The 17,200-nt window shown below is 65.3% G+C and carries 13 protein-coding genes; 11 read left to right on the top strand and 2 right to left on the bottom strand.

The window, feature by feature from the left end:
* Positions 1 to 203 precede the first annotated feature (203 nt).
* Entirely contained in the window at positions 204 to 1,097 is an 894-nt protein-coding gene (locus tag AC2YJX_RS18225; protein WP_487256985.1) for an esterase/lipase family protein, read from the bottom strand.
* Between the two features lie 104 nt (positions 1,098 to 1,201).
* Between AC2YJX_RS18225 and AC2YJX_RS18220 the strand changes: the two genes are divergently transcribed.
* From AC2YJX_RS18220 to AC2YJX_RS18170, 11 genes are all read left to right on the top strand, one after another.
* On the top strand, positions 1,202 to 1,945 hold the full coding sequence (locus AC2YJX_RS18220; protein ID WP_487256878.1) for an FFLEELY motif protein: 744 nt from the start codon (positions 1,202 to 1,204) through the stop codon (positions 1,943 to 1,945).
* 72 nt (positions 1,946 to 2,017) lie between these two features.
* Entirely contained in the window at positions 2,018 to 3,700 is a 1,683-nt protein-coding gene (locus AC2YJX_RS18215) for an AMP-binding protein (protein ID WP_487256877.1), read from the top strand.
* 467 nt (positions 3,701 to 4,167) lie between these two features.
* The gene (locus AC2YJX_RS18210) at positions 4,168 to 5,121 is read left to right on the top strand and encodes a substrate-binding domain-containing protein (RefSeq protein WP_487256876.1); all 954 of its coding nucleotides are present in this window, start codon (positions 4,168 to 4,170) and stop codon (positions 5,119 to 5,121) included.
* Between the two features lie 87 nt (positions 5,122 to 5,208).
* Positions 5,209 to 6,873 (top strand): sugar ABC transporter ATP-binding protein, encoded by a 1,665-nt coding sequence (locus AC2YJX_RS18205; RefSeq protein WP_487256875.1) that lies wholly within the window; start codon positions 5,209 to 5,211, stop codon positions 6,871 to 6,873.
* The gene (locus tag AC2YJX_RS18200) at positions 6,870 to 7,862 is read left to right on the top strand and encodes an ABC transporter permease (RefSeq protein ID WP_121507631.1); all 993 of its coding nucleotides are present in this window, start codon (positions 6,870 to 6,872) and stop codon (positions 7,860 to 7,862) included. Before AC2YJX_RS18205 ends, AC2YJX_RS18200 begins: the two co-directional genes overlap by 4 nt.
* A 56-nt stretch (positions 7,863 to 7,918) precedes the next feature.
* Positions 7,919 to 8,941: a LacI family DNA-binding transcriptional regulator gene (locus tag AC2YJX_RS18195; protein ID WP_121507632.1), complete on the top strand. Its 1,023-nt coding sequence runs from the start codon at positions 7,919 to 7,921 to the stop codon at positions 8,939 to 8,941.
* Positions 8,938 to 9,882, top strand: coding sequence for a ribokinase (gene rbsK / locus AC2YJX_RS18190; RefSeq protein ID WP_487256874.1), 945 nt, complete (start codon positions 8,938 to 8,940; stop codon positions 9,880 to 9,882). The genes AC2YJX_RS18195 and rbsK overlap by 4 nt, the downstream gene beginning before the upstream one ends.
* Positions 9,879 to 10,268, top strand: coding sequence for a D-ribose pyranase (gene rbsD, locus AC2YJX_RS18185; protein ID WP_121507634.1), 390 nt, complete (start codon positions 9,879 to 9,881; stop codon positions 10,266 to 10,268). The genes rbsK and rbsD overlap by 4 nt, the downstream gene beginning before the upstream one ends.
* Positions 10,269 to 10,635: 367 nt before the next feature.
* On the top strand, positions 10,636 to 12,813 hold the full coding sequence (locus AC2YJX_RS18180) for an NHL repeat-containing protein (protein ID WP_487256873.1): 2,178 nt from the start codon (positions 10,636 to 10,638) through the stop codon (positions 12,811 to 12,813).
* Positions 12,814 to 13,177: 364 nt separating this feature from the next.
* Positions 13,178 to 15,331, top strand: a complete 2,154-nt coding sequence (locus AC2YJX_RS18175) for an NHL repeat-containing protein (RefSeq protein ID WP_487256872.1) — start codon at positions 13,178 to 13,180, stop codon at positions 15,329 to 15,331.
* A 162-nt stretch (positions 15,332 to 15,493) separates the two neighbouring features.
* A complete protein-coding gene (locus AC2YJX_RS18170) occupies positions 15,494 to 16,426 on the top strand; it encodes an MBL fold metallo-hydrolase (protein ID WP_121507636.1) in 933 nt (310 codons plus the stop codon).
* A gap of 137 nt (positions 16,427 to 16,563) precedes the next feature.
* On the opposite strand, the gene AC2YJX_RS18165 is transcribed toward AC2YJX_RS18170, so the two are convergent.
* Positions 16,564 to 17,163, bottom strand: a complete 600-nt coding sequence (locus AC2YJX_RS18165; protein WP_121422203.1) for a DUF4124 domain-containing protein — start codon at positions 17,161 to 17,163, stop codon at positions 16,564 to 16,566.
* Between the last annotated feature and the right edge of the window lie 37 nt (positions 17,164 to 17,200).

The raw sequence follows: 17,200 nt of genomic DNA, 5'->3' as shown, positions 1-17,200 counted from the left end.
TCATTGGCGAAGCAAAGAACAAGTACCTCGCCCGCCGGGGCGAGTCCCGGCTCCCGCCCGGAACACTGGCATGCAGTAGCCACCGAAAGCCCAGGCTTCAGCAAGCGAAGACCAAACGCTCCCGGCAAGACTCAATAGCTACAAAAACAATAGCTGCTAGCACTTGATAGAAAAGCACTAGCAGCCAAAATCATCCAAAAAAACTATCGCCCAATCTCCTCCAGACAGGCCCGCATAACCCCAGGGTCAAACGCCATCTCCACATGCGCAACCCCTTCCACCAACCGGTGTTCCGCCCCCACCAACGCCGCAGTAGTCGCCGGAAACACGATGTTGTCGCAGTTCGAATACCAGCAGGTAAACAACGCAGCCCGCCCCGCAGGCTCCGCCCGCTGCAAGGCCACCACCCAGTCCCCCGCCAAGCTCATCTGCCGCCCATTCACCGCCCGGCTGAAACGCCCCAACCACGTCCCCCCATGCGGCGTGCCCAGCGTCAACACACGGTGCACTCGGCCATCGGCCTGGTGCGCCCGCAGCCAAGCCCGCACCGCCAAGCCACCCATGCTGTGGCACAACAGCACCGGCGCCTGGCCCGTGGCCGCCGTCACTTGGCGCACAGCGTCTTCAATGATGTCCGCGTACTCGTCAATCGAGCCCATCACCGGCTCCAGATTGACCGCCACATAGGCATGCCCCCGCGCCTGCAAATGCGCAAACCACGACAGCCACAGGCCCCGGTTGCACATGAAGCCATGCACCAGCACAACGCCGCGCTTTCCGGTGGGCTGCGCAGGCAGCCAATCGGGCAATGACTGGTGGCGAAACGGCTGGCGCCAGCAAAACACCATCAACGCCACCCACACCTCGGCCCACCAGGCACCCACGACCTGCGACAGGCGGGCACGCGGCGCGGCGTCGGTGCGGTTGGTGAAATGCATCAGCACAAACTCCACCGCCATCACCACCAAGTACAGACACAGCGGTACCAAGGCCCCCAGCACGGCGCGCCAGGGTGAATGGGGCCATTGCCACACCAGCCAGGCTGCCATGGCCAGCAGGATGCACAGAAGAAGGATTCGTTGCCAGCGCGCGATCATCATGATGGTGGTGATGGGCAAATGTTGTAATCGACCAGCCGCATTGTGCGGTCTGACCACAGCCCGACACCGCACCCCGCAGAACGCTGAAAGGACCCCTCCCCATGGATGCCGCCCAGACCATCCGCGATGCCATTGCCGATGTGACCGCCCTGCGCCTGCACCGCACGGGCGACCCGGCGTTGGGGGCGGCGGTGGGCAGCGTCAAAAGCCTGCAGGCGCGGCGCTTTCGGGGCACCTATGCGGACCTGATGGGCTCGCCCTCGTTCGGACCCCCAGCGCAGTTCTTTCTGGAAGAGCTGTACAGCGACACCGACTACACCGACCGCGATCTGCAGTTCGGCCGCATCGCCGGCACGCTGCAGACCATGTTCCCCCAACCGGTCGTGAACACCGCTGTGGCCCTGGCGGTGCTGCATGCACAGACCGAGGGACTGGACCAGGACATGGGTCGTGCGTGGTTGCTGCACGAAGCCGAGGCGGCCAACGTTGCCGCCCGCTACACCGCCGCCTGGCGCACCGTAGGCCAGCGCCACGCCCGCCAGCAGCAGCTGCAGCGCGTGCTGGCCATGGGCAATGACCTGGCACGCCTCACCCGCACGCCCGGCCTGCGGATGATGCTGCGCATGATGCGCGGCCCGGCCAACGCTGCGGGCATGGGCGCGTTGCAGAAGTTTCTGGAGGCGGGGTTTGACACCTTCGGCCAGCTCGCGCGCCAGCGCGGCGGGGTGGAGCAGTTTCTGGCCACCATCGAGCAACGTGAGCGGGCGCTGATGGACCAATTGTTCGATGCCGACGCTGTCACCTGCGGGACCCAGCTCGCCCACACACTAGGACAAGCCCGATAGCCCGCAACGCGCCCGCCTTCCACAATCTGTGCCCACCTATCACTGGCATTTGGCACCGAAGGAATCAAGCGCATGGAAAAGATCTGGCTCAAGAGCTACCCCCCGGGCGTACCGCACGACGTGCAGCCCGAGCAATACCGCTCTGTGGCCCACCTGCTGGAAGAATCGTTCCGCAAACACGCATCGAGCCCGTTTTCGGTCTGCATGGACCAGTGGATGACCTATGGCGAGCTGGAGCGCCGCTCGGCCGCTTTGGGTGCCTATCTGCAAAGCCTGGGCCTGGAGCCCGGTGCGCGCGTGGCCATCATGCTGCCCAACATCCCGCAGTTTGGCGTGACCATGGCCGCCGTGCTGCGCGCGGGCTACACCTGCGTGAACGTGAACCCGCTGTACACCGCGCGGGAGCTGGAGCACCAGCTCAAGGACTCGGGCGCCACGGCCATCGTGATCCTGGAGAACTTTGCCCACACACTGGCCGATGTGATCGACCACACGGCCGTCAAACATGTGGTGATGGCGTCCATGGGCGACCTGCTGGGCTTCTGGTTTGGCAAATGGATCACCTTTGCCGTGCGCCACCTGGCCAAGATGGTGCCTGCGTATGACCTGCCGCTGTCCAACGGCCGCAAGGTCGTCACGTTCAAGAAGGCGCTGTCGCTGGGCGAGCACAAGTCGCTCGCGCCCAGCCAGGCCACGCTCGATTCCATCGCCTTCCTGCAGTACACGGGCGGCACCACAGGCCTGTCGAAGGGCGCGGTGCTCACCCACCGCAACATCGTGGCCGCCACGCTGCAGGCCGAGGCGTGGTTCACGCCCGCACTGTCCAAGGTGGGCGACCTCTCCAAGGCCAACTCCATTGCCGCGCTGCCGCTGTACCACATCTTCGCGCTCACGCTGTGCCTGCTGGCCATCCGCCAAGGCTCCAGCCTCACGCTGATCCCGAACCCGCGCGACATTCCGAAGTTCGTGGCCGAACTCAAGAAGCGCCCCTTCCACATGCTGCCTGCGGTGAACACGCTGTTCAACGCGCTGCTGCAAAACCCGCAGTTCAAGACCCTGGATTTTTCGCACCTGTGCGTGTCGCAGGCCGGAGGCATGGCAGCCAGCGAGGGCACGGCCAAGCAGTGGCAGAAAGTGACCGGCAGCACCATGATCGAAGGCTGGGGCATGAGCGAGACCTGCGCCATCGGCACCAACAACCCGGTGATCAGCACCACCTTCAGCGGCAACATCGGCCTGCCCTTGCCGGGCATCGACATCGCCATCAAGGACGACGAAGGCAACAGCCTGCCCCAGGGCGAGTCGGGCGAGATCTGCATCCGCGGCCCCAACGTGATGGTGGGCTACTACAACCAGCCCGAAGAAAACGCCAAGGCCTTCACGCCCGACGGCTTCATGCGCACGGGCGACATCGGCATCATGGACCCGCAGGGCTACACCCGCATCATCGACCGCAAGAAGGACATGATCCTGGTGAGCGGCTTCAACGTGTTCCCCAACGAGCTGGAGCAGGTCATCAGCCTGTGCCCCGGCGTGGTCGAATGCGCGGCCATTGGCGTTCCCGACGAGAAACAGGGCGAGGCCATCAAGGTGTTCATCATCAAGAACGACCCCGCCCTGACCGAGGACGAAGTGGCGAACTACTGCCACCAGAACCTTACGGGCTACAAGCGCCCCAAGTACATCGAGTTCCGCGACGAGCTGCCCAAGAGCAATGTGGGCAAGATCTTGCGCAGGGAATTGCGCAAGGCTTGACGCTGTTCACAAGGGCAGCGCGCCAAGCGCCGCCCCCTGCCACCTCCCCAAGGGCGCTTCGGCGCCCTTTTTCTTGGGTTCCGACCACGCAGGTCGGCCGCCTGCACTAGGTGCTCCAATGTCTGTATCTCCGGGTTTTTACTGACTAGCAAACGTTTGCGCAAACGTTTGCTTTCGTTATCATCCCAATCGCGACAAGGCACCGGGCATCCGTAGCCGCTCCTTTTTTGGGGCGCTGCCGGGGATTTCCCTCCACGCTGTCGGTCGCCTTAGGGCGACGCTGAATAAGCCTCCGCGATGCGGCGGGCCCTGGATCGGGATGGGCTGCAAGGCGCAAACCACAGTGATAGCCGTAGCTATCGCGAGGATTTGCAACGCTGCAGACCGTCCTGAGCCAGGGATGCGCCGGGCGCGAGAGGCTTGTTCAGCGTTGCCTTTGTCCACATTCCAACCTGGAGACAACACCCATGCAGTTCACCCGCCGTTCCGTTCAGACCGCCGCCGCCCTCGCCGTTGTGGGCAGCCTGCTGGCCAGCCCTGCGTTTGCGCAGGACAAGCCCAAGATCGCGCTCATCATGAAGTCGCTGGCCAACGAGTTCTTCCGCACCATGGAAGACGGCGCCAAGGCGCACCAGAAGGCCCATGCCAAGGAATACACGCTGGTGGCCAATGGCATCAAGAACGAGACCGACACGGCAGCCCAGATCAAGATGATCGAGCAGGCCGTAGCCCAGAAGGTCAGCGCCATCGTGCTGGCACCCGCCGACTCCAAGGCGCTGGTGCCCGTGGTCAAGACGGCCATCGACAAGGGCATCCTCGTGGTCAACATCGACAACCAGCTCGATGCCGATGCGCTGAAGGAAAAGAACATCACCGTGCCGTTTGTGGGCCCCGACAACCGCGCAGGCGCCAAGCTGGTGGGCGACCACCTGGCCAAGACGCTGAAGGCCGGCGACAAGGTCGGCATCATCGAAGGCGTGTCCACCACCTTCAATGCGCAGCAGCGCACCCTGGGCTACCAGGACGCCATGAAGGCCGCCAACATCACCGTGGTGGGTGTGCAGTCCGGCAACTGGGAGATTGAAAAGGGCAACACCGTGGCCGCCGGCATGATGCGCGAGCACCCTGACCTCGTGGCCCTGCTGGCTGGCAACGACAGCATGGCCCTGGGCGCCGTGGCCGCCGTGAAGGCCGCTGGCAAGACCGGCAAGGTGCAGGTGGTGGGCTACGACAACATCGGCGCCATCAAGCCCATGTTGGCCGACGGCCGCGTGCTGGCCACCGCCGACCAGTACGCCGCCAAGCAGGCCGTGTTCGGTATCGAACTGGCGCAGAAGGCCCTGGCCGCCAAGACGCCGCAGAACCAGCTGCCCGCCGCGGTGAAGACGGATGTGGTGCTGGTGACGAAAGACAGCAAGTAAATCCGAGAGCGGCGAACAAGGCCCTTCTGGCGTTGTTCGCCGCTCAACCGATAAACCCCGCCCTGCAGCCGCCCACTTCAAGCCCCCATGCCCAGTCGCTCGCCCGCTCCTCAGTCCCCGCCCTTGCTCGCCATCCAGGCCGTGGGCAAGGACTACACCGCCACCGTGCTCGACGGCGTGAACGTGGAGCTGTTTGCGGGCGAGGTGCTGGCGTTGACCGGGGAGAACGGCGCGGGCAAGAGCACGCTGTCCAAGATCCTCTGCGGGCTGGAGCAGCCCACGCGCGGCGGCATGCAGCTGGCGGGGCAGGCCTACGCCCCCACCTCGCGCCGCGATGCCGAGCGCCACGGCGTGCGCATGGTGATGCAGGAGCTGGGCCTGGTGCCCACGCTCACCGTGGCCGAGAACTTGTTGATGGGCCGCCTGCCGAACCGGCTGGGCTGGCTGCAGCGCGATGTGCTGCACGCCGCCGCCCGTGCGCAGCTGGCCAAGATCGGGCTCGACAACATCGACCCCGCCACCCCGGTCTCGCAGCTGGGCATCGGCCAGCAGCAGATGGTGGAGATTGCGCGCAACCTGCAGGACGACACGCGCATTCTGGTGCTCGATGAGCCCACGGCCATGCTCACGCCGCGCGAGACCAATTACCTGTTCGAGCAGATCGCGCACCTCACCGCACGCGGCGTGGCCATCATCTACGTGTCGCACCGGCTCGAAGAACTGCGCCGCATTGCCGACCGCGTGGCGGTGCTGCGCGATGGCCGCCTGGTGGACGTGCGCCCCATGACTGGCATGAGCGAGGACGACCTGGTGCAGCGCATGGTGGGCCGCGTGGTGAGCGACCTGGACCACCGCCCGCGCCGCCCTGTGGGCCCGGTGGTGATGAGCGCTGACAACCTGGGCCGGGGCACCGCCGTGCAGGACGTGAGCCTGGAGTTGCGTGCGGGCGAGATCTTCGGCATTGCCGGGCTGGTTGGATCGGGCCGCACCGAGCTGGTCCGCCTGCTGTTCGGCGCGGACCGGGCAGACCGCGGCAGCGTGACGCTGCACCCAGAGTATGAACAAAAACAGCCTCTAGCGCTTGATGCGCAAGCGCAACCAGCTATACAAAACATAGCAAACCAGAAACCTGCGGTTTTCCAGGTCGCACCCCGCACGATTCCCCGTGGTTTCGCCTCGCCTCTTCAGGCCATCGCCGCCGGTGTGGGCCTGGTCACCGAAGACCGCAAATCCCAGGGCCTGCTGCTGTCGCAACCCATCCGGATCAACGCCACACTGTCCGACCTGTCGGCCGTGTCGCGCGGCGGCTGGTTGCAGCGCGGGCTCGAAAGCCGCCTGGTGCAGGGCTTTGTGCGCACGCTGGGCATCCGCTGCCGCAGCGCCGAACAGCCCGTGGGGCAACTGTCCGGCGGCAACCAGCAAAAGGTGGTGTTTGCCCGCTGGCTGCACCGCGAAGGCCGCGTGCTGCTGCTCGACGAACCCACGCGCGGCGTGGACGTGGGCGCGCGCGCCGAGCTGTATGGCGAGCTGGACCGCATGGCCGCAGAAGGCCGCGCGCTGCTCATGGTGTCGTCCGACCTGCGCGAACTCATGGCCATGGCCGACCGCATCGGCGTGATGAGCGCAGGCCGCCTGGTGGCCGTGTTCGAGCGCGGCGAGTGGTCCGAGCAATCGCTGCTGGCGGCCGCGTTCTCCGAGCCCGGCGGGCGCACCAGCACCACCCCTTCAACCTCTTCTCCTGTGACCGCATGAACGCCCCCACCACATCTGCCGCGCCCGCTGCGGCGCCCTCCTCCGCCTCGGTCTGGCGCAGCCAGCTGGGCACCTACCTGGGCCTGCTGGCCGTTTTGGCGGGCATGGTGGCACTGTTCTCGTCGCTGTCCGAATACTTCTGGAGCGCCGAGACCTTCATCACCATCGCCAACGAAATCCCGGCCCTGGCCGTGATGGCCGTGGGCATGACCTTTGTACTCATCATCGCGGGCATCGATTTGTCGGTGGGCTCGGTGATGGCGCTGGCCGCCGCCACCTCGGCCGCCGCCATCCTGCAATGGGGCTGGACGGTGCCCGCCGCCGCCGCGCTGGCACTGGCCACGGGCCTGGTGTGCGGCACCATCACCGGCATGATTTCCGTCGCATGGCGGCTGCCCTCGTTCATCGTGTCGCTGGGCATGCTCGAAGCCGTGCGCGGCAGCGCCTATGTGGTCACCGATTCACGCACGCAGTACGTGGGCGATGCGATCTCGTGGCTGTCGGCACCCTTCTTTGGCGGCATCTCGTTCGCCTTCTTGCTGGCCGTGGTGCTGGTGGTGGTGGCGCAGCTGGTGCTATCGCGCACCGTGTTCGGCCGCTGCGTGGTGGGCATTGGCACCAATGAAGAAGCCATGCGCCTGGCCGGTGTGGACCCGCGCCCCATCCGTGTCATCGTGTTTGCCATGACGGGCCTGCTGGCGGGTCTGGCGGGCCTGATGCAGTCGGCCCGGCTGGAAGCCGCCGACCCCAACGCTGGAACCGGCATGGAGCTGCAGGTGATTGCGGCCGTGGTGATTGGCGGCACCAGCCTCATGGGCGGGCGCGGCTCGGTGATCAACACCGCGTTTGGCGTGCTCATCATCGCGGTGCTGGAGGCGGGTCTGGCCCAGGTGGGCGCCAGCGAGCCCAGCAAGCGCATCATCACGGGTTTTGTGATCGTGGCGGCTGTGATCGTGGACACGCTGCGCCAGCGCCGCGCCAAGGTCTGAGAGACTGACCCCGCATCCAGCCGCCCCACTACCCACGACCTCATTCTTCTTTTTGCATGGCTACTATCAAGGACGTTGCGCGCCACGCCGAGGTGTCGGTCACCACGGTATCGCACGTGGTCAACGGCACGCGCCGCGTGAGCCCCGAGGGGCGCGAGCGGGTCGAGGCCGCCATCCGCGCCCTGGGCTATGTGCCCAGCGCCATTGCGCGCAGCCTCAAGAGCAACAACACGCGCACGCTGGGCATGCTGATCCCCAACAGCTCCAACCCCTACTTTGCCGAGATCGTGCACAGCGTGGAAGACCGCTGCTTTGGCGCGGGCTACAACGTCATCCTGTGCAACACCAACGACGAGGCGCACCGCCAGGGCACCTACCTGCAGGTGCTGGCCGAGCGGCGCATCGACGGGCTCATCGTGGTCTCCACCGGGCATGACGCCACGCTGGCCACGCAGCTGGCGGGCCTGTCCATCCCCACCGTGCTGGTGGACCGCGAAATCGACATCGCCGGGCAGCAGCCCTGCGACCTGGTGGAAACCGCGCACATGCAGGGCGGCCTGCTGGCCACGCGCCACCTGTTGTCGCTGGGCCACCGCCGCATTGCCTGCATTGGCGGCCCCGAAGGCATTGCCCCCAGCGAGCAGCGCATTGCCGGCTGGCGCACGGCCCTGGCCGACGCGGGCTGCGGCACCGGCGAAGGCCTGCTGTGGCACGGCAACTTCACCAGCCAGGGCGGCTACGAAGCCATGCACGCCGTGCTGCGCGCTCCCGAGCCGCCCACTGCCGTCTTCGTGTGTAACGACCTCATGGCCATGGGCGCACTGTGTGCCGCGCACGAACGCGACCTGCGCGTGCCAGAGGCACTGTCCATCGTCGGCTTTGACGACATCGAACTCACCGCCTTCACCAGCCCACCGCTCACCACCGTGGCCCAGCCCAAGCAGCGCATCGGCGCGCTGGCGGTGGACATGCTGCTGGAACGCATCGACGGCAAGCGCCAGGACGCGCGCAAGGTGATGCTGCAGCCCGAGCTGCGCGTGCGCGCCTCCACGGCCCATGCGTCCGGAGGTGCGGCATGAGCAGCGCCCACACGCCGCGCATCGCCGTGGTTGGCAGCCTGAACATGGATCTGGTGCTGCAGGTGCAACACGCGCCGGGCCCTGGCGAGACCGTGCTGGCCGACGCCCTGCACCTGGTGCCCGGCGGCAAGGGTGGCAACCAGGCCGTGGCCTGCGCGCGCCAGGGTGCGCAGGTGGCGTTGTTTGGCCGCGTGGGCGATGACGGCTACGGCCACACGCTGCGCGCCGGGCTCGATGCCGACGGCATTGACCACAGCGGCGTGCAGAGCGATGTGCAAACCACCACCGGCGTCGCCGCCATCACGGTCGAAGCCACAGGGCAGAACCGCATCGTGGTGGTGCCCGGCGCCAATGGCCGGTTTGTGCTGGATGCCGGCGCCCTGAGCGCAGTCGTGCAAGGCGCAGGCGGCTTGGTGTTGCAGTTCGAAATCCCGATGCCTCAGGTGCTGGCCGCAGCCCACGCGGCCCATGCCGCAGGCTGCCCCGTGCTGCTCAACCCCTCGCCCATCCAGCCCCTGCCCGACGCGCTGTGGCCGCTGGTCGATGTCTTGGTGGTCAACGAGGTGGAAGCCGCCGCGCTGGCAGGCCAGCGTGTCGCCACCCCCGCAGACGCCGCGCAGGCCGCACAAGCCCTGCGTGCCAAGGGCCCTGCGCAGGTGGTGGTGACCCTGGGCGCTGCCGGTGCCGTGGCGGCCGATGCCGCAGGCTGCCGCTACCACCCCGGCCTCGTCGTGCAGGCGGTGGACACCACCGCTGCAGGCGACACCTTTTTGGGCGCGCTGGCCGTGGCGCTGGCACGCGATGAATCCCTGGACACCGCCGTGCGCGAAGGCATCCGCGCATCGGCGCTGTGCGTCACCCAGCCCGGCGCCCAGCCTTCCATCCCCACCCGCGCCGCCGTGGCGCAAAGCCCCCAACCGCCCGCCTGGAGCCCCCTGTGAAACGCACCGCCCTGCTGCACGCCGAACTCTCCCACGCCATCGCCACCCTGGGCCACGGCGACATGCTGGTGATTGGCGACGTGGGACTGCCCATCCCCAATGGCCCGCGCCGCATTGACCTGGCGCTGACGCCGGGCATCCCGGCCGTGGCCGATGTGCTGCGGGTGGTGCTGGACGAAATGCAGGTCGAAAAAGCGCTGATCGCCACCGAAGCCGTGGAGCGCAATAGAGGGCAGTTGCCCGCCTGGTGCCACTTGCCGGTGGATCCCCAGGCCGTATCGCACGATGAGTTCAAGCGCTTGACCCAGCAAGCCCGTGTGATGGTGCGCACGGGTGAGTGCACGCCCTATGCCAATGTGATTCTGGTGGCGGGCGTGACGTTCTGACCTCAGGACATTGAGCCACTTCAAGGGGGTCGGCAAGCCAGCACGGTAGACCCGAGCTGGAGCGGAGCTGGAGTTGCAGCAGCGGGAAAAGCGCGGCCCACGTCCCGCAACCATACGTTTCCCCGGTGACTGCAGAGGCACCTTTCCCACACCCGGCTCCTGCGACTTTGCACCAACGCTGGCCGTGGCCTGGGTAGTTCGTCGACGCGGCCCAGAACGCCGGGCCACGGGTCTGGCGTCTGGCGCTGCATTTGCAACAGGTTGAAACAAACACGTACTTCCATGCTCCCTACGCATAATCAACCAGCAGCGAAAAGGCCCGTCCTTGGCGCAGGCCCGCTTCAAGTTCATCAGGGAGGAACCACTTGTGAAACCCATGTCGCGACAGCATCGGCCTGCCCTCCCCTGGCTGGCAGGTTTGCTCAGCCTTTCCATCTTTGCCACGTCCTGCGGGGGCGGTAGCGGCAGTGGTCCGGACGCAGGCAACCCAGATACCCCAGTCCCCGAGCCCACACCTGCACTCAGTCTGCTGGCCGGGGCCACCCACCGGTCCGGTTACCTGGATGGCGCCGCCGCCGATGCGCTTTTTTCCGGGATACCAGCACTCTCGCTTTCGCCCACAGGTGACTTGCTGATGGCAGACACAGGCAACCATGCCATCCGGAAATGGGCAACCTCCGGTCTCGTCAGCACCTTCGCAGGCGGCCAAAGTCCGGCCCCTGCACCCTCAGTCACTGTCCACTACGCCGATGGCGTGGGGCCAGCTGCACGTTTTTTCTATCCAACAGCGGTCGCAGCAGACGCGTCAGGCAACACCTACGTGGCGGACACAGCCAACCACCTGGTGCGCAAGATTGACAGCACCGGTGCCGTCACCACCATCGCAGGTAAACCCGGCGTGTGTGGCAATGCCGACGGCCCCTCCCAGGGCTCAACGCTCTGCGCTCCTCGCGAAATAAGGCTGGACAGCGCCGGGAATCTCTATGTCGGCCAGGGTAGCTACGCCTACCCAAAGATTCGCCAGATCACCCCTGCGGGCGTCACGAGCACCCTGCCCATGGAACTGCCGGAGCCGGAGCGCTCCAAGTTCGTCGTAGATGCCTCCGGCACCGTCTACTTCACACACGGGAGTTCCATCAAGAAATCTACCCCCACCGGAGAAGTGACCCATGTCGCTGGCAACCAAGACTTTCAGGGTGCTGCCGATGGCGATGCCGTGACGGCCAAGTTCAGCATCCTCCACGATTTGGCACTGGATGCCTCCAACGAGCTTTATGCGCTGGATGGACATGACCCGGTCACCATTCGCCATATCGCCAAGAGCGGGGCCGTGTCCACCCTGACCCTCACAGTCCCTGCGGCTTCGGGGGGTAGAAGCCTGGTCGTTGATCGCAGCGGCAACTTCATCGTCAGCCTCGCCAATGTCCAATCCACGTGGATTCAAAAATACCATCGCGATGGCACCCGATCCACCCTTGTCGGGAAGCCCACGGCGGCGAATCCCGAGGCCGTCGCTGCAGACGGTCCGGGCACAGATGCGCGGTTCAAGGCTCCTCAGGCGATGGCTCTGGCGAAGTCAGGAGCGCTGTATGTGGGCGACTACGACGCTGGCAGGGTGCGCATCGTCCGCCCCGACGGCACCACAAGCGCACTCCCGCTCCAATGGCCTGCAGGCTTTGCGAACCCCTCCTGGCGGGCCATGGCGGTAGATGGGCAGGACAACATCTATACGGCCTCCACGGCACCGTTTCCTGGCGATCCCAATCTGGTTTTCAGGATCAGCCCCACCGGCCAAGCCTCGGTTCTGGCAGATGTGTCCACATGGGTTCCCCCATTCGTCCATGGTGGCAACACCTACAGATATGCTGCCGCCATCAATGGGGTTGCCGCCGACGCTGCAGGCAATGTCTATGCGGCGGGCGTCAATGGCGTCATCCTCAAAATCACCGCCGCAGGTGAGGTCACTTTGCTGGCCGGCAGTCCCGGCGCATTGGGCCACGTGGACGGACAGGGCAGCGCCGCGCGCTTCTCCATCCTGGGGAATATGACCCTTGATCAGGCGGGCAATCTGTATGTGGTGGATGGGCTCAATGACGCGTTCACCGGGATTGGCCCCACCATCCGCAAGATCACACCTGCCGGCATGGTCAGCACCGTCGCCGGCAGGGCCGATCTGCCTGCTGGTCTGGTGGATGGGCCGGCCAGCAGCGCGCGCTTTGCGGCAGCCAGTTACAGCAGCTACTCAGCTGGCGGGGTTTACATCGGGCAAGACTTTGGCTCTCTCAATGGAGAAAACGGCGGCACAGCCAGCCTCGCAATGGATGCCAAGGGCAATCTGTACGTCACGGATCCTGTCAACAGCGTGGTTCGCAAGATCTCCACAGAAGGCCAAGTCAGCACGCTGGTCGGTCGTGCCGGGCAGCGAGGCTTTCTGGGAGGGGATCTTCCGGGCATCATTCACACGCCTATCGGCATTGCCGTGCGGGATTCAAAGCTGTACCTCGCGACACGCAATGCAGTAACGCAGGTGAACCTTCCTAAGTAGCGAAAACCCAGCCGTTTGGCAAAGACAGCAGGCGAGCGACGCTACTACGCGCGAACCGCGCGTACGCCACACTGCGCTGCCATGGCGACTGGAAACCGCTTATGTTGGAGAGGCATTTTGTAGAACCAGAACCTTGGAACCGAACCAAGCAAAGCGGTCCCTTCGGTGCGTAATTGCCCCCCCGGCGACGACCAGCTCCCAGAGCTGACTTGCAACTGTTTGAAACATAAGACTCTCGGGGCCGTGCGCAAATCAATTGGCAGCCGGAGAGCCCGGTGTTGAAGAAATCCACGTCTACTTTCATGCGGAGCATTCATTTGTGAAAACCGAGTCACGACAAACCCCATCCGTCCGTTCCTGGCTTATGGTCACACTGAGCCTCTCCCTTCTGGCCGTGTCCTGCGGCGGCGGTAACGGCGAAGACACTACCCCACCACCTCCCGCCCCCAAAGGCGTGCTCAGCATGGTCGCGGGCGCCACGCAGGGCACCGGCTACCAGGATGGCGCAGCCACCGACGCACTGTTTGCAGCCCCTCCGGCACTCGCGTTGACACCTGCCGGCGACCTGATGTTGGCGGATTCAACCAACCAGGCGGTACGCAAATTGACCGCCTCGGGCACGGTCAGCACTGTTGCGGGCGGGCAGCCCCCGCGCCCGTTCTCCTTTGCCAGCCCCCCAAACTACGCCGATGGGCCGGGGCCGGCAGCACGCTTTGACAACCCATCGGCGGTGGTTGTCGATGCGACGGGCAACACGTACGTGGCGGACAACTACACCGTGCGCAAGATCGACAGCCAGGGAGTGGTCACTACGTTGGCCGGAAAACCCGGCGAATGCGGCATTGACGACGGCCCGCTGCAGGCAGCAACGCTCTGTGGTGTGGACGCACTCCGGCTGGATGGTGCGGGGAACCTCTATGTGTTGAGCAGTGGTGGCGACCGCCCCTTCCGCAAGATCACCCCGGCGGGCGTGGTCAGCACCCTGCCGCTGGAGCGCAAATGGAACCTGCCCTCCACATTTGTCGTGGATGCATCGGGTGCGCTGTTCATTGTCGCTGGCAGCACCATCCAGAAATACACACCACAAGGTGGCTTGGTTCACGTCGCCGGCTCGGCAGACGCCCGGGGAAACACGGACGGCGATGCCGCCACTGCCCGGTTTGGCACCTTGCTCGACTTGGCACTGGATGCATCTGGAAAACTGTACGCCCTCGACCAATACCCCCCGGCGTATGAGACGACCCAAGACCACTCGATCGCCGTGCGCCGCATTGGCGAGGACGGCACCGTCTCGACGGTGCTGCGCATTCCCGATGCGCAGACGGCCAAAAGCCTTGTCATCGATGCGAACGGCAGTTTCATCGTCAGTCTGGGCAACTCGCTGTCGGCGTGGATCCAGAAATTCCGCCTGGATGGAACGACTTCCGTTCTGGCGGGCAAGGCCACGCCGTACGATCCCAAGCCGGTGCCCGTCGATGGCCCAGGGTCGCAGGCCCGTTTCATCGCTCCTCTCGCCATGGCCTTTGCCAAAGCCGGGGCGTTGTATGTGGGGGACGCGAGCAGCATCACCACCCTGCGCAAAGTGGGATCGGATGGCAGCACCAGCACCTTGCCACTCACCTGGGACACCGTTCCGACCGAAGTGCAGAGCAGGCCGTCATGGCGGGCGATGGCCGTCGATGGCAATGACAACCTCTACACCGCCTCCCACGCTTGGGTGCCGAACCAGCCCAGCTACGTCTACAAGATCACGCCCCAGGGCGCCATCAGGGTGCTGGCGGACCTTTCCCCCTGGTTCCCGCCTTTTGAATACGCAGGGCGTTCGTACAAGTACGGCGGCCCCGTGAACGGATTGGTCGCGGACGCAGGGGGCAACGTCTATGCAGCGGGTGTCAACGGCACCATCGTGAAGATCAACCCGCAAGGCACCGCCAGCTTGCTGGCCGGCAATGCCGGTGTGCTCGGCCATCAGGATGGGCAGGGCAGCGCTGCACGCTTCTCCGTTCTGGGCAACATGACCCTGGATGCCGATGGCAACCTGTACGTGGTCGACGGACTGCATGACGCCTTCACAGGCATCGGGCCCACCATTCGCAAGATCACGCCGGCAGGCGTCGTGAGCACCGTGGCCGGTCGCGCCGACCTTCCCGCAGGCTATGTCGATGGCCCGGCCGCCAGCGCGCAGTTGACCGTGGCGGGTTACTCCACGTTGCTGATCGCCGCGACCATCCCCTGGGGAACGGATTTTGATGATTTCCGCACCACGTGGGGCGGCACGGCCAGCCTGGCCGCCGATGCCAAGGGCAACCTGTACTTGACGGACCCTCGCTACAGCGTGATTCGCAAGATTGCGAAAGACGGACAAGTCAGCACCGTGGTTGGCCAAGCCGGACGGAAGGGCTTCCTGGCCGGAGAGGCCCCTGGCATCATTCACACGCCGGTGGGCATTGCCGTGCGGGATTCCAAGCTGTTCTTCAGCACCCGCAACGCGGTGGTGCAAGTGACCTTGCCACAGTAGCCACGCGCAGCCAGATGCCGCTGTCCCGCCGAGCGGCATCGATGGCGCGGGCATGCGGGTTTTGGAGGACTGCAGGCACGCTGGACCTGCAGTACGCTGGACAGCAGACTGCGGCGCAGCGTTTGTATTGATACCCGCCGCAAAGCCTTCACTCTCGCCTTCATGCCCACTACTGCGCCACACAACCTGCTCCCCCCTGAAATCACCGTCCTGGAACGCGGCTGGCTCTCGGCCAACAACATCCTCTTCGTCGGCCACCACGACACGGCCATCGTGGACACCGGCTACTGCAGCCATGCCGAACAGACTGTGGACCTGGTGCGCGACGCGCTGCAGGGCCGCGCGCTGGACCGTGTGCTCAACACCCATCTGCACAGCGACCACTGCGGCGGCAATGCCGCGCTACAAAAGGCCTGGCCCGGCGTGCTCACGGCCATTCCACCCGGCCAGGCCGACCATGTGCGCCAGTGGGATGCCTATGCGCTCAGCTACACACCGACGGGCCAGGAATGCCCACCCTTTCGGGCCGACACGCTGCTCATGCCCGACTCGTGCGTACTGCTGGGCGACAAGCCCTGGCAGGTGCATGCCGCGCCGGGGCACGATCCGCATTCGGTGGTTTTGTTCGAGCCCCAGGGCCGTGTGCTGATCTCGGCCGATGCGCTGTGGGAAAACGGCTTTGGCGTGGTGTTTCCCGAGCTGGAAGGCGAAGACGCGTTCGCCCAAGTGGCCGCAACGCTGGATGTGATCGAGCAGCTATCACCCCAGGTCGTGATCCCCGGCCACGGGCCGGTGTTTGCCGATGCGCCCCGTGCCATCGATGGCGCACGCCGCCGCCTGGACGGTTTTGTGCGCAACCCGGGCAAACATGCGCTCTATGCGGCCAAGGTGCTGCTCAAGTACAAGCTTTTGGAATGGCAGCAGATCAGTCTCCAGGACCTGGCTGCCTGGGCGCAGGCCACGCCCTACTTCGGCATGCTCCGCGAGCGCCACTTTGCCGATCAGGCCGAGGTTGAATGGCTTGGCAGCCTGAGCGACGAACTGGTGCGGTCCGGTGCGGCCACCCGCCAAGGCGACATGCTGCACAACGCATAGATACAACGTCGGCCCGGACCTTGGCATCCCGGCTGACCGCAGCAATGCACCTCAGTCAGTACCGCCATGGCACGCCCTTGACCGAGCCGCTGCAGGCATCCCTCTTGGGGGACGGCACACAGCGCCTCGGCACGGCTTCAATGCTTGTGCTGCTTGTCGCACCCCGTCACATGGTTGTTGCTGCTGGACATGCACTGGTAGAACGCCTTCTTGTTGCCCGATGCGCCCTGGCAGTCCGATACGCTGTATTTGCCCTTGGCTTCACGGATCTTGGGTGCCGCCTTGTCAAAGTCCGCCTGGGCCATGTAACCGTCGCGCACGTTCTTCTGGCCCACTTCCAGCATGAGGTCGGCTTGGTAGTGGATGTTGTCCACGGCGGTGGCGCAGTTGAGCGGCACTTGCTTGCCGTCCACCGTGCCCAGGGCCTTCTTCAGCCCCTCGCCAAATTCCTGAACGTCTTTCGGAATCTTCTTGGTGCCGTCGGGGTTGAACTGGGTGGCACCCGCCGACTTGCCAGCAGAAGAGGCGCTGCCCTTGCTGCCTGCACCACCGCTGCCACTGGTGCCGTTGTTGTTCTGCAGCTTCATCGGCTCGGCATCCTGCGAGGTAGGCGGCGGCTGCGATCCGTAATGGGTTTTACCGTCGGCATCGACCCACTTGTACACCGGCTGCGCCTGCGCTGCTGCGCCCAGAACCATCGCCAGGGAGGCCATGGCCACCCAACCCAGTTTTCTCATGGCTTCCCCCTCAAAATATTGGAAAAAATAGGCCCTA

It is taken from the genome of Acidovorax sp. SRI_002, from assembly GCF_057586455.1.
This window is presented reverse-complemented; position numbering and strand designations above follow the sequence as displayed.

Coding starts and splice junctions, on each gene's coding strand:
- AC2YJX_RS18220 (WP_487256878.1), top strand. CDS start 1,202: ATGGATGCCGCCCAGACCATCCGCGATGCCATTGCCGATGTGACCGCC.
- AC2YJX_RS18225 (WP_487256985.1), bottom strand. CDS start 1,097: ATGATCGCGCGCTGGCAACGAATCCTTCTTCTGTGCATCCTGCTGGCC.
- AC2YJX_RS18205 (WP_487256875.1), top strand. CDS start 5,209: ATGCCCAGTCGCTCGCCCGCTCCTCAGTCCCCGCCCTTGCTCGCCATC.
- AC2YJX_RS18165 (WP_121422203.1), bottom strand. CDS start 17,163: ATGAGAAAACTGGGTTGGGTGGCCATGGCCTCCCTGGCGATGGTTCTG.
- rbsK (WP_487256874.1), top strand. CDS start 8,938: ATGAGCAGCGCCCACACGCCGCGCATCGCCGTGGTTGGCAGCCTGAAC.
- AC2YJX_RS18200 (WP_121507631.1), top strand. CDS start 6,870: ATGAACGCCCCCACCACATCTGCCGCGCCCGCTGCGGCGCCCTCCTCC.
- AC2YJX_RS18215 (WP_487256877.1), top strand. CDS start 2,018: ATGGAAAAGATCTGGCTCAAGAGCTACCCCCCGGGCGTACCGCACGAC.
- AC2YJX_RS18210 (WP_487256876.1), top strand. CDS start 4,168: ATGCAGTTCACCCGCCGTTCCGTTCAGACCGCCGCCGCCCTCGCCGTT.
- AC2YJX_RS18175 (WP_487256872.1), top strand. CDS start 13,178: ATGGTCACACTGAGCCTCTCCCTTCTGGCCGTGTCCTGCGGCGGCGGT.
- AC2YJX_RS18170 (WP_121507636.1), top strand. CDS start 15,494: ATGCCCACTACTGCGCCACACAACCTGCTCCCCCCTGAAATCACCGTC.
- AC2YJX_RS18195 (WP_121507632.1), top strand. CDS start 7,919: ATGGCTACTATCAAGGACGTTGCGCGCCACGCCGAGGTGTCGGTCACC.